Annotated in this window: 13 protein-coding genes; 6 read left to right on the forward strand and 7 right to left on the reverse strand. The window is 60.1% G+C overall.

Annotated elements, in window-relative coordinates; all coding sequences use genetic code 11:
• Positions 1–66: 66 nt before the first annotated feature.
• A complete protein-coding gene (locus M7F93_RS04445; protein ID WP_298169715.1) occupies positions 67–714 on the reverse strand; it encodes a thioredoxin fold domain-containing protein in 648 nt (215 codons plus the stop codon).
• Positions 715–1,144: 430 nt separating this feature from the next.
• Here M7F93_RS04445 and M7F93_RS04450 point away from each other — a divergent pair, with 430 nt between their 5' ends.
• Positions 1,145–2,275: a C40 family peptidase gene (locus tag M7F93_RS04450; protein ID WP_298169718.1), complete on the forward strand. Its 1,131-nt coding sequence runs from the start codon at positions 1,145–1,147 to the stop codon at positions 2,273–2,275.
• Positions 2,276–2,391: 116 nt separating this feature from the next.
• Here M7F93_RS04450 and M7F93_RS04455 read toward each other — a convergent pair whose 3' ends face one another.
• The 3 genes from M7F93_RS04455 to M7F93_RS04465 form a co-directional block, all read right to left on the reverse strand.
• Entirely contained in the window at positions 2,392–2,613 is a 222-nt protein-coding gene (locus tag M7F93_RS04455) for a hypothetical protein (protein WP_298169722.1), read from the reverse strand.
• 12 nt (positions 2,614–2,625) lie between these two features.
• Positions 2,626–2,820 carry a hypothetical protein gene (locus tag M7F93_RS04460; RefSeq protein ID WP_298169725.1) on the reverse strand — a complete coding sequence of 65 codons (195 nt, stop codon included), beginning with the start codon at positions 2,818–2,820 and terminating at the stop codon, positions 2,626–2,628.
• Positions 2,821–2,916: 96 nt separating this feature from the next.
• Positions 2,917–3,276 (reverse strand): hypothetical protein, encoded by a 360-nt coding sequence (locus M7F93_RS04465; RefSeq protein WP_298169728.1) that lies wholly within the window; start codon positions 3,274–3,276, stop codon positions 2,917–2,919.
• A gap of 70 nt (positions 3,277–3,346) precedes the next feature.
• Here M7F93_RS04465 and M7F93_RS04470 point away from each other — a divergent pair, with 70 nt between their 5' ends.
• Genes M7F93_RS04470 through M7F93_RS04490 form a run of 5 tightly spaced genes read left to right on the forward strand, consistent with a single transcriptional unit; the run spans position 3,347 to position 8,501 of the window.
• Entirely contained in the window at positions 3,347–5,269 is a 1,923-nt protein-coding gene (locus M7F93_RS04470) for an ATP-dependent DNA helicase (RefSeq protein ID WP_298169730.1), read from the forward strand.
• On the forward strand, positions 5,269–5,943 hold the full coding sequence (gene tsaB / locus M7F93_RS04475; protein WP_298169733.1) for a tRNA (adenosine(37)-N6)-threonylcarbamoyltransferase complex dimerization subunit type 1 TsaB: 675 nt from the start codon (positions 5,269–5,271) through the stop codon (positions 5,941–5,943). The genes M7F93_RS04470 and tsaB overlap by 1 nt, the downstream gene beginning before the upstream one ends.
• A complete protein-coding gene (gene rimI, locus M7F93_RS04480) occupies positions 5,940–6,410 on the forward strand; it encodes a ribosomal protein S18-alanine N-acetyltransferase (RefSeq protein ID WP_298169736.1) in 471 nt (156 codons plus the stop codon). The genes tsaB and rimI overlap by 4 nt, the downstream gene beginning before the upstream one ends.
• A 6-nt stretch (positions 6,411–6,416) precedes the next feature.
• Positions 6,417–8,036, forward strand: coding sequence for a peptide chain release factor 3 (locus tag M7F93_RS04485; protein WP_298169738.1), 1,620 nt, complete (start codon positions 6,417–6,419; stop codon positions 8,034–8,036).
• A 21-nt stretch (positions 8,037–8,057) separates the two neighbouring features.
• A complete protein-coding gene (locus M7F93_RS04490) occupies positions 8,058–8,501 on the forward strand; it encodes a tetratricopeptide repeat protein (RefSeq protein WP_298169740.1) in 444 nt (147 codons plus the stop codon).
• 46 nt (positions 8,502–8,547) lie between these two features.
• On the opposite strand, the gene M7F93_RS04495 is transcribed toward M7F93_RS04490, so the two are convergent.
• The 3 genes from M7F93_RS04495 to M7F93_RS04505 form a co-directional block, all read right to left on the reverse strand.
• Complete coding sequence (locus M7F93_RS04495; protein ID WP_298169742.1) at positions 8,548–10,059, reverse strand: YifB family Mg chelatase-like AAA ATPase; 1,512 nt, start codon at positions 10,057–10,059, stop codon at positions 8,548–8,550.
• A 2-nt stretch (positions 10,060–10,061) separates the two neighbouring features.
• Entirely contained in the window at positions 10,062–10,325 is a 264-nt protein-coding gene (locus M7F93_RS04500; protein WP_298169744.1) for an accessory factor UbiK family protein, read from the reverse strand.
• Between the two features lie 10 nt (positions 10,326–10,335).
• The coding region (locus M7F93_RS04505) for an FAD-dependent monooxygenase (protein ID WP_298169746.1) at positions 10,336–11,448 on the reverse strand (1,113 nt) is incomplete at its 5' end.

Below are 11,448 nucleotides of genomic sequence, written 5' to 3' on the forward strand. Positions count from 1 at the left end.
GGCGTACCTGTCAATAGGTTCTGATGTTCGCTGTTGATCTACATGCTGGGTCCTTACTGAGGGGGCTCAGCGAATCTCCTTCAAAACTGCGGGCAAATCCGCCTGGTCCGGGGTACCTTTAATGATTTTCACGGTGTTATCGCGGCGTGCATAGATTATGGTGGGGACGATTTTTTGCCCGGTGGCCTCAAGAATACTCATATTTGAGTGGAGCGCATTGACGCTGGCTGCATCCGGCAGGATTTCGGGAATGGCGCCGTCATGACTGGTTACATTGAAGCCCTTTTCGTTCTTTTGCAGAGCGGCCAGCGGATTTTTGGCTTCCAGTATTGCGGCCGCTTTTCCAAAACTGGAGGGGGCGAGGTATCCCACCGGCACATAGCGAACCGTAAGTTGATCCGGCTGGATGCGTGGTTGCAGTTCATCATAGAGGACATGGCAGTAGGGACAGTTAGGATCAAAGATGACGTAGAGGACGTGCGGACCATGTCCCTGAGCGATCCAGTGGGCATGGTCCAGCCGCTGGATGAGTGGTGCAGCGTCTCGCACTGCGCCATTTGGGGCAGCCGCCGCCAGAGGAGGTACTAGTAGGAAGAGCAAGAGGGCGAGCAAGCCAGGCAAGTGTGTCGCCCAAGCCCAGCGCCCGTCTCTGGCCCGCGTCAAGACTTTGCTGGCAGGTGTTTGCTCTCGCCTCTTTGCTGTCGAAGTAGGCATTGGTTTGCGTCTCCATGAGGATTATTCCCAATCGTTGATAAGCAATTGTCGGGCCAGTAGCTATAAGGGCTGGCGTCATGTCCTGTTAAAACTAGCGATTGGGTCTTGCCTCGGGCATGGATACGACCTATAGTCCCAAACATGGACTATGGAGCATCGATTTTACTAATGGCTAATATTCGACCTGATTTGGGAGGGGCTATCGTACGGGCGTCGCCGGTCCGATCCCTTGGGTCGTTGCGGTGCCGCGGTGCTTCCACGTCCAGAGCGCAGCATGCATGACGAGCCGAACCTGTTCGGCTTTTTTATTGTGGATAGGGGGTAGCCTCGAAGTTTCTCTATCTTGACGAGAAATGGCAATGTCTCTGCATAATCAGCCAGAAGGCAGATTACGCAGCGGCGATTCCCAGGTGATTCGGGAGACGAAGGAATGCAGAAAAAGCATCGCTGGCAGGTTGCTATGGCGGTATTGACGTTTCTGGGCGGGATCGGGGTGTGTCAGGCGGCGCTGCACGAGGCAGGCCACAAGGCTTGGTATCGGATCAGTCACCACACCCACGCTCGACCCCATTATAAGAGCACGTCGAAAAGCTCGAAAGCAGCCCAACTACAGTTTATCCGCAACAAGGGGTTGGTACCCGCCAGGCAGGTGAAAAGGGTGGTTTTTCGCACTGCCCATGGGACAGCGTTGCGTGCCCCCAAAAACGATTATAGGGCATTGACACCGACGGTGTTGCAGTTGATGCATCTCGCGCCCGTCGAATTTGCCGGAGTGGGTGCTGCACCACAGCGCGTTTCGGCTTACGACTTCAAGGTGCAATCCTTTCCTGCAGCCGATGCGGAGCAGGTAACGAGCCTCGTTTTTGTCGATCATTCGCTGGCGCTGGCCAGGGCAGGTATGGTGACGGATGACACTCCGGTCGTTCTTCCAGAAAACCTCATAGCAGCGCCAGTTGCGGTAGTTGCCACTTCAGCACCAGAGCAGTCTCATTTACGACTTGCTTTGGAGATGTTGGCCAGCCACGCCTATTATTGGGCACGCCACCCCTTGCAGGCGTTGGAAACCAGTGGCAATGCCGCTGTCGGGCCACAAGCGGCGGCCGATCTGGCCAGTGATATCGCGCAAGAAGGGCAGCATGCGGAAACGGACAGCCATTCCGGTTACAATTCCTGGCTATCACCTCGTTCGATGGTGGTTTCCGCACTTAAGTTTATTGGTGCTCCCTATCGCTGGGGTGGTATGAGTCCGTCCTCTGGATTCGACTGTAGTGGCTTTGTTAAATACATACTGGCGAAGTTTGATATTCAGGTGCCGCGCACCTCTTATGCCCAGGCAGCCGAGTTGCGGAAAGTTTCCAGGGTTAACCTGAAACCGGGTGATCTGGTGTTTTTTGACACCATGCACCGGCCTTATTCCCATGTCGGGATTTACATTGGCCACCAGCACTTCGTCAGTGCCCAGACTCCGCGCACGGGTGTCCAGGTGGCAAGTCTGGATGACCCCTACTGGGCGGCACATTTTGACGGAGCGCGTAGTTTGCCGGTATCCAACGCTTCCTGATGACGAATGAATTTTTGCTCGTCGCTTGCTAAAAACCCGCGCTCTGTTGCAGTCCGCGGGTTTTTAGTGTGTGCAACGCGATCGGCCCGGATGGATCGTCGCTATGCACATCGCGCCTAGGCGTCCTGCTCTATATCATCCGGCGTTTTCCACTCGTAGCGATCGGATACCTGGGCCTGGGCAGCCGTGAAGCCTTCTTTCCGGAGCAGTTCGGCCAGCGCCACTGCCCCTGGACCGGCCGCTTTCTGGTTCTCCAGGATATTGCTGGCGATTTGCGCCGCCTCATGGGTGGTCAGAACAACTTCTACGCTCTGCTCCTGCTCTTCGCGAATTTGCATGGATGGCTTCCTTTAGTCAAAAACATGGGGTGGTTGTTTGAAGTGATCATCTGTCCGGTAGTCCTGCTCGGCCAGCAGGTAGACAATATCCAAGGTGTCCTTGGCAAAGTTTTCGGCATTTTTAACGATGGGTTCGACTATTTTAGCAAGGTCCTTTTTGTCGAAGCGGATGGTGATGCCGTGCTTGTCTTTATGGATGACTTCCATGCGTGCTCTCCTTTTTGAAGTCAACAGGCAGCGCGTTCTGTCGAGGAATGATTGCGCTTGTCTATGGTGCATATAGTGTGATCAGCTTTTAGAGGTTTAGTTCAGCCTGAGTGCCTTGTCAAAGGGCGCTGCCGCATGGCCGGGTGCCGGACTCTGGTCCATGCGGGCGAGCAGACGCAAGCCGCCGATGACGCCGGTGATGCGCGCGCGCACGGCGTCCTTCCAGCTACCCTGGGCCAGGGGCCAGTATTTGCATTGGGTATGCGTCGCGCGCGGGATGTCTGGCGCCGTGCGGCAGTCGAGGGCGATGAGGAGATCGGGCCAGGCATGGTCGGGTTCATCCATCCTCGCTTCCAGCCAGTCCGCACCCAAGGCTTCCGCCAAAGTGGCGGCATAGCGGGCCTTTGCTGGATCAGTTGGATGCCAGAACAGGATGCGCACGCGCCGTTTATACATGGAATGCCCTTTTTGCCACGAAATTGTGTAAAAATAGCAGGACTGACGATAAAACGGGAGCGGCAATGGGGTGTCGGGAGTGATCGGGGAGGAGGACTGGTCCGTGCAGTTGGGGCGGGCCGGGGCGTTGGCCCAAGTGCTGCCGCAGTTTCGGGCGCGGACGCAGCAGCAGGCCATGGCCGCGCAGGTGGCCCATACCTTGCACAATGGTGGTGTTGCCCTGATCGAAGCGGGGACAGGGACGGGCAAAACTTTCGCTTATCTCCTGCCGGCCATGCTTTCCGGGCGCAAAGTACTGGTCTCTACCGGTAGCAAGGCCTTGCAGGATCAGATTCTGGAAAAGGATATTCCGCTGCTGTTGCGAGCTACCGGAAAGCCGCTGCGGGTCAGTCGCCTCAAGGGGAGGGCCAATTATCTCTGTCGGCATCGTCTGCAACGTTTCGGTGCCGAGGGCGTGGCACCCGCTCTGGCGGCACCTTTGGCGCGGGTGGCGGACTGGGCCGGACGGACTCGGGAGGGGGATATTGGCGAGCTGACTTCGGTGCCCGAGGATTCGCCGGTCTGGCCCCTGGTGACCTCGACCCGGGACAACTGCCTCGGCAGCGATTGTCCAGAGCATGGGCGTTGCCACGTCATTGAGGCGCGACGGCAGGCGCAGGAGGCGGATATTCTGGTGGTGAATCATCACCTGCTCTTCTCTGATCTGGCGTTGAAGGCGAACGGCATGGGGGATTTGTTGCCGCGGGTCGAGGCGATAGTGCTGGATGAGGCGCATCAGGTGCTGGATCTGGCCGGACGTTATTTCGGTCAGCAACTGAGCAGTCATCAGCTCTGGGATTGGGCACGGGACAGTCGTGCCGAAACCCTGACCGAGGCGGGGGATGATGAATGCTTACTGGCTGCAGCGGCGCAGGTGGAAACCCTCACGACTGCGTGGCGAACTACATTGGGTCCCGGTGAGGAGCGCGGGTCCTGGACCCTGCATACGGATAACGCGCAAAGTGCTGCCTTTGCCCGTCTGCGTCAGGCCGTGGCGGAGCTGAATCAGGCACTGACCGCGGCCGCAGCGCGTGGCAAGGGCCTGGAGCAATGTGCGGCACGCGGCGCAACCCTGCTGGCGACAGTCGATTTTTTTACAACGCACAATGCCCCGAATATGGTGTTCTGGCAGGAAAAGAAGGCGCGTACGGTGCAGTTCCATGCGACCCCGCTGGATGTCGCAGCACCTTTGCAGCGGCATCTGCTGGAGCCGGTGGAAAGTGTGATCCTGACCAGCGCGACTTTGCGGGTCGGTGACAGTTTCACCAGCACCGAGCGGGTCCTGGGTTTGACGGGTGCGAGCACCTTTACCGCTGCATCACCCTTTGATTATGCCCGGCAATCCTTGCTGTATCTGCCACCGGCGATGCCGGAGCCCAATCATCCCACGTATACCCAGGCTTGTCTGGAAGCCGCTGCACCGGTCATTGAGGCCAGTGGCGGACGAACCTTTTTCCTCTTCACCAGTCACCGGGCCTTGCAGGAGGCTGCGGCATCCTTGTCGCAGCGGCTGTCCTTCCCTATTCTGGTGCAGGGGAGCATGCCGCGACCCCGTCTTCTGGACCGTTTTCGCAGTCTGGGTAATGCGGTGCTGCTGGGGGCGGCGAGTTTCTGGGAGGGGGTGGATGTGCAGGGTGAAGCGCTCTCCTGCGTCATTATCGACAAATTGCCTTTTGCCAGTCCCGCGGACCCGATTCTGCGGGCGCGCACGGAACAGTGCCAGGCGGCGGGCGGCGAGCCTTTCCGGGAATTGCAGATCCCCCAGGCGGTCATTGCCCTGCGCCAGGGTGTTGGGCGGCTGATACGCTCCGAGACGGATCGCGGCGTGCTCATGCTCTGCGATCCACGCCTGCGCACAAAGGGCTACGGACGGATTTTTCTCGATAGTCTGCCGCCCATGCAGCGTGTTTCCAGCCTCGATGCGGTCCAAGCCTTCTGGCGGGAAAAAGCCTGATGGACGCGCGCCGTTTCCTGGCCATGGATACCGCCACCGAAGCTTGCTCGGTGGCGGTCAGTACGTCAGATGGGGTGCTGGAAGAGCTTGTCGTGGCGGCTCATGGCCACAGTCAGTTGTTGTTGCCCATGATTCAGCGGGTGCTGGATCGTGCCGGCATGACTCTCGCCGATATAGAGGCAATTGCTTGCGGTGTAGGTCCCGGTGGCTTCACCGGAGTGCGTATTGGCGTCAGTACCGCACAGGCGCTGGCCATGGCCAGGGGATTGCCCGTCTATCCCGTTTCCAGTTTGCAGGCACTGGCTGCGACGGTGCCGCAGCCGCAGGTGCTGGCGGCGCTTGATGCGCGTCGGGGCGAAGTTTACGCAGGGGTGTTTTGTCAGGACGCGCAGGGTATCCCTCAGTTGCAAGGTACGGAAAAAGTCTGTGCACCCGATGTCGTAGACTGGCCCTCTGCTGGTCAGTGGTGGGGGCTGGGTACCGGCTGGCAAGTCTACCATGCCCACTGGCAGGGGACTGGCGTACTCGGTTGGCGTGGTGACAGTTTTCCGCGGGCCGAGGCCGTATTGCGCCTTGCGCAGACGCGTTGTCAGACAGGAGATCGCGGCATTTCCCCGGCGTTGCTGGAGCCGCACTATATCCGTCCATCCCTGCCGGAGGCGCAACAAAAATGAATCTGCGCCCCATGCAGGCCGATGATTTGGATGCCGTGGCGACGCTGGAATCGCACATTTCACCGGGACCCTGGACGCGGGGTATTTTCCGCGACTGCATGCAGGCGGGTTATGATGCCTGGATTATGGAGGATGACGCCGGCGTGCTGGTGGCCTTTGGAGTCTTGTCCACGGGTGCGGCCGAGGCGCATATCCTCAATCTTGGTGTGGTGCCTGCCCTGCGTCGGCGCGGTTTTGGACGGCGCATGCTGCAACATCTTCTCTGCCGGGCCAGGCAACTGGGTGCGCAAAGGGCCTTTCTCGAAGTACGGGTGTCCAATGCCGGTGCGCAGGATCTGTATCGTTCCCAGGGTTTCCATGAAATCGGGGTGCGTTTGAATTATTATCGTAATGAAGAGGGTCGGGAGGATGCGCTGGTTTTGTCCTTGTCGCTTCTGCCGTCCGTAAATCAACTCAGAGAAGGTTAATCTTTTATGTCGTCATCCCCTGTTGCTGCGGCCTCGGCCGACGCGTTTATTGACGCCATTCGGCGTCGCCGCACCTTTGCCATCATCTCCCATCCCGATGCCGGCAAGACGACGCTTACCGAAAAACTCCTGCTCTTCGGGGGCGCGATTCAGTTGGCGGGGACGGTCAAAGCGCGCAAAAGCAGTCGTCACGCCACCAGCGATTGGATGGCCATCGAAAAGAGTCGCGGCATTTCCGTCGCCAGTTCGGTGATGCAGTTTGAATATGACGAGCATGTCATCAATTTGCTGGACACGCCGGGTCATCAGGACTTCTCCGAAGATACTTACCGGGTACTGACGGCGGTGGATTCGGCGCTGATGGTGATCGACGGCGGCAATGGCGTTGAGGCGCAGACCATCAAGCTGCTGGAAGTCTGCCGCCTGCGCGATACCCCCATCATCACCTTCATGAACAAGTTCGACCGTGAAAGCCGCGATCCGACGGAATTGCTGGATGAGGTGGAGTCGGTACTGGGTATCCGGTGCGCGCCGGTCACTTGGCCCATCGGTATGGGCAAGCGTTTTCGGGGGGTCTACCACCTGCTGCGCGATGAGGTGCTGGTGTTCGCCGCTGGTGAGGAAACCCGGGAGCAGACGGTGGAGCGGATTGCCGGGATCAATAACCCGGAGTTGGATCGCCGCTTTCCTGAAGAAATGTCTGAGTTGCGGGAACAGGTGGACTTACTGCGTGGTGCCTCCCACCCCTTCGCGCTGGAGGATTTTCTAGAGGGACAGCAGACGCCAGTGTTTTTCGGCTCGGCCATCAATAACTTCGGGGTGCGGGAATTGCTGGGAGCTCTTATCGACTGGGCGCCTTCGCCTCGCCCCCGTCCCACCACGGGACGGACAGTGCAGCCCGAAGAAGAGGCCTTCAGCGGTTTTGTGTTCAAGATTCAGGCCAATATGGACCCCCAGCACCGCGACCGGGTGGCGTTTCTCCGGGTCTGCTCCGGGCACTTTCAGCGCGGCATGAAGATTAAACATTTGCGCCTGGGACGGGATATTCAGGTGCATAATCCCATTACTTTCCTCGCCCAGGAGCGGGAGCTGGTGGAGGAAGCCTTCGCTGGTGACATCATCGGCCTGCATAATCACGGCAGCATTCAGATTGGCGATAGTTTCAGTCAGGGTGAAGCTCTGCAGTTCACCGGGATTCCCTACTTTGCGCCGGAGTTGTTCCGCCGGGTGCGCCTGCGTAACCCGCTCAAGGCCAAGCAACTGCAAAAGGGGCTGCAGCAGTTGGCGGAGGAAGGCGCCACCCAGGTCTTCAAACCGCGGCAAGGTGGGGATATGATCCTGGGTGCGGTCGGCGTACTGCAATTTGATGTGGTAGCGGAACGGCTGAAAACCGAATATGCCGTCGACGCGATTTTCGAGCCGGTGACGGTACAGGCGGCGCGCTGGATTCAGTGTGATGACCCCAAAATACTTGCCGAATTTACCCGCAGGCATGAAGAACAGCTCGCCGAAGATGCGGGGAATCGCCTCGCCTATCTGGCGCCTTCCCGCGTTAATCTGGACCTTACTATGGAGCGCTGGCCACAGGTGGTGTTCCATGCTACCCGTGAGCACGCGGGAACCTGATCCAAAGCGAAGGAGGAGGCCATGTTTCGATGCGTGATACTTTTGCTGGTCGTCGGCTTGTGGCCCCTCGCGGCGCTGGCGCAGGATCTGGAATCCCTGCGCAATCAGGCCGAACAGGACCCAGCCGCGCTGGTGCGTTTGCAGCAGGCAGCATCAGCGCGGGATGCCAAGGCCGCCTTCTACCTCGGTACCCTCTACTCGCCTCTGATCACCCGCCAGGAAAGTACCGTCGTCAAAGGCTGGCCGGCGACCTTGCACTGGTACCGTCAGGCGGCTCGCCTCGGCTGCGCCCGTGCGAATTTTGACCTGGGCCTGGCCTATGAGGAAGGCCAGGGTGTCGCCAAAAACCCGCAACGTGCGCGCAAGTATTTCTCACGGATGGCGGCAATAGCCCGTACTGAGACGGCATCGCCGTCATCGGCGAGTTCTGCGGTTGGGCGGCACACGGGTATTCATGAGGACTAGGGTAAGGGCTGATGATATAAAAATCAGCGGCCTTTTCTCTAACTGATTACTGCGCCAGTGTCCGCGCCAAGCGCCGATACTGGATGGCTTCCGCCAGATGCTGGGTACTGATCGGATCGCTCCCTTCCAGATCCGCAATACTGCGGGCGACGCGCAGCACCCGATGGTAACCGCGTGCGGAGAGATGCAGGGTCTCGGTGGCGCGGTTGAGCAGGCGGGTGCCCACTGCATCCAGGGCGCAAAACTGCTCCAGCAGTGCGCCCTGAAGTTGCGCGTTGCGCATCTGCTGGCGTTGCCACTGACGCTCAACAGCCTGCGCTATGCGTTCGCGCCAGTAGGCGGAACTTTCGCCCTGTGCCGCCTCTTGCAAGGCGCTCACCGGCAGGGCGGGCACTTCCATCTGGATGTCGATGCGGTCCAGCAGCGGGCCGGAGAGCCGACTGCGGTATTGGCTGACCTGCGCCGGGGTACAGCGGCACATCTGCTGCGGATCACCGAGATGGCCGCAGGGACAGGGATTCATCGCCGCGACCAACTGAAAACGGGCCGGAAAAGTGGCCCGCCGCGCCGCCCTGGCGATATGGATTTCTCCAGACTCCAGCGGCTCCCGCAGTACTTCCAATACCGCACGGGGGAACTCGGGCATTTCGTCCAGGAAAAGAATACCGTGGTGCGCCAGGCTGATTTCGCCGGGACGCGGGTGCGAACCCCCGCCCACCAGTGCCGCTGAAGAGGCACTATGGTGGGGGCTACGGAAAGGGCGTCTACCCCAATAGCGAATATCGAAGCCGTTTCCTTGCAGGCTGTGGATGGCGGCTACTTCCAGCGCCTCGCTGCGGCGCAGAGGGGGCAGCAGGCCAGGCAGACGCGCCGCCAGCATGCTTTTGCCGGTGCCCGGCGGGCCGGACAGGAGCAGGTGATGGCCGCCCACCGCCGCGACAATCAACGCCCGCTTGGTCGATTCCTGACCGCGTACGTCACGCAGGTCGGGGTAGGGGATGGCGGATACTTGGGCGTCCGCATCGGAGATGACTTCGGGCAGGCGATCCGTGCCGCGCAGGTGGGCGACGGCCTCTGCCAGATTTGCGCAGGCAAAGACCGGGGTGCTTTGGGCGAAAGCGGCTTCCTGGGCATTGCCTTGCGGCACCAGAATGGCGCGCCCCGCTTGCCCCGCCGCCAGTGTGCTGGAGAGCGTGCCCGTCACCGGACGCAGGCTACCGTCCAGTGCCAGTTCGCCAATCATCTCCAGTTTTTCCAGTGCCGCCGCGGGAAGTTGCCCGCTGGCGGCGAGAATGCCGATGGCCATGGGCAGATCGAAGCGGCCACCCTCTTTGGGCAGGTCGGCGGGGGCCAGATTGACGACCATCCGCCGCGCCGGAAATTCAAAGCCGCTGTTCTGAATGGCCGAGCGCACCCGGTCCCGGGCTTCTTTGACCGCCGTTTCGGCAAGACCGACCACCGCGAAAGTGGGTAGGCCGGGACCCAAATCACACTCTACCGTCACACCTGCCGCCTGGACCCCGGTAAGGGCGCGGCTATGGACCGTCGCCAGCGGCAAGTTCAGCCCTTGCTGGCGTTTTCGTCTACAGTGGCCTTGGGCGCCAGGGCGTCGAGGCGTTCTTCCAGCACCGCAACGCGCGCGGCGAGGCGGGAGAGCAAATCCTGCTGCACATCGAATTCATCACGGGTGACCAGATCCAGACGATCCAGCGCATTGGAAAGCATGGCGCGCGCCTGCTTGTCCATATCTTCCTTGACGGTCCCTAAGCGGGCGAGGGTGTCGCCAAAGGCGGCAGCGATATCGTCGGCAATACGGTGTTGCATGTCAGTCTCCTTAAAGGCCCATGGCCTGACGGATGAGAAAACGTTTGACCGGAGTGATCGCCCCCATCCCCAGCATCCCCAAGTCGCGCAGTTGGGCAAGACCACGACTGCGGTTGGAAAAGAGGTGGCTGAGAGCACCGCAAGTCAGTACCGTAACGAGATTATCAGGCCTTCGCGCACTTTGATAGCGACGCAGCGCGGCGGCTTCGCCCCAGTCCTCATGGCATTGACGGGCTACTGCGATGACTTTCATCAGTTGTTCGGCGTCGCGAAAGCCTAAATTCACCCCCAGCCCCGCCAGCGGATGGGCGCCGTGGGCGGTATCCCCCAGCAACACGCTGCGTTCCCCGACATAACGGCTGCTGTGCAGGCCCGAGAGCGGATAACTGCTGCGTCGTCCAATGCGTTGGAAATGTCCCAGTTGTGGCCCGAACGCCTGATACAGTTCGCGGAGAAACCGGGCATCGTCCAAAGCCATCAGGTGACGTGCACGCGTATGTTTTGCACTCCAGACGATGGAGGCACGGGCTTTACCATCGGTATCATCGTTAAAGGGCAGCACCGCGAGCGGACCGGTGGGGAGGAAGCGCTGGTAGGCGATGTGGCGATGAGGTTTTTCAATCCAGACCGTAGCGGTAATGGCATCCTGCCCATAATCTTCCCGGAAAACCGGTGCCTGAATGAGCGCGTTGCGCAAGGGGGACTGGCGGCCCTCCGCAATGGCCAGCAGCGTGCCGTGGAACTCCATCCCCGAGGCATCGGTAACGTGCATGGCTTTGTTGCCGGCAACGGCGCTGGTGATCTCCCGTCCGTAATGAATGTGTAGCCCGGCGCTTTCCAGCGCCGCGTGCAGGGCTTGTTCCAGGCGACGATTCCCGACAATGTGCCCGAGTCGGTCTGCTCCACCTTCTTCGGCATCCAGATGGATACTGCCCGAGCCTTCCGCATCCCAGACCCGCATGCGTTCCACGGCACTGCCCAGCAGCGCGGGATCAATGCCCAGGCTGGCCAGAAAACGCCCGGACCCGGTGGCGATTAAGCTGGCGCGATCACAGGGATCCACCGCCGCGCATGCCGCGGCGTTGCGTTTTTCAAATACGGCAACGCGCAACCCCGCCTGTTG

This window comes from Acidithiobacillus sp. (assembly GCF_027322205.1).
GTDB lineage: Bacteria > Pseudomonadota > Gammaproteobacteria > Acidithiobacillales > Acidithiobacillaceae > Acidithiobacillus.

Bases quoted from the DNA above. Each gene is read 5' to 3' on its own strand.
- M7F93_RS04500 (WP_298169744.1), bottom strand. From the start codon at position 10,325: ATGCAACACCGTATTGCCGACGATATCGCTGCCGCCTTTGGCGACACC.
- M7F93_RS04460 (WP_298169725.1), bottom strand. From the start codon at position 2,820: ATGGAAGTCATCCATAAAGACAAGCACGGCATCACCATCCGCTTCGAC.
- M7F93_RS04490 (WP_298169740.1), top strand. From the start codon at position 8,058: ATGTTTCGATGCGTGATACTTTTGCTGGTCGTCGGCTTGTGGCCCCTC.
- M7F93_RS04485 (WP_298169738.1), top strand. From the start codon at position 6,417: ATGTCGTCATCCCCTGTTGCTGCGGCCTCGGCCGACGCGTTTATTGAC.
- tsaB (WP_298169733.1), top strand. From the start codon at position 5,269: ATGGACGCGCGCCGTTTCCTGGCCATGGATACCGCCACCGAAGCTTGC.
- rimI (WP_298169736.1), top strand. From the start codon at position 5,940: ATGAATCTGCGCCCCATGCAGGCCGATGATTTGGATGCCGTGGCGACG.
- M7F93_RS04455 (WP_298169722.1), bottom strand. From the start codon at position 2,613: ATGCAAATTCGCGAAGAGCAGGAGCAGAGCGTAGAAGTTGTTCTGACC.
- M7F93_RS04445 (WP_298169715.1), bottom strand. From the start codon at position 714: ATGCCTACTTCGACAGCAAAGAGGCGAGAGCAAACACCTGCCAGCAAA.
- M7F93_RS04450 (WP_298169718.1), top strand. From the start codon at position 1,145: ATGCAGAAAAAGCATCGCTGGCAGGTTGCTATGGCGGTATTGACGTTT.
- M7F93_RS04465 (WP_298169728.1), bottom strand. From the start codon at position 3,276: ATGTATAAACGGCGCGTGCGCATCCTGTTCTGGCATCCAACTGATCCA.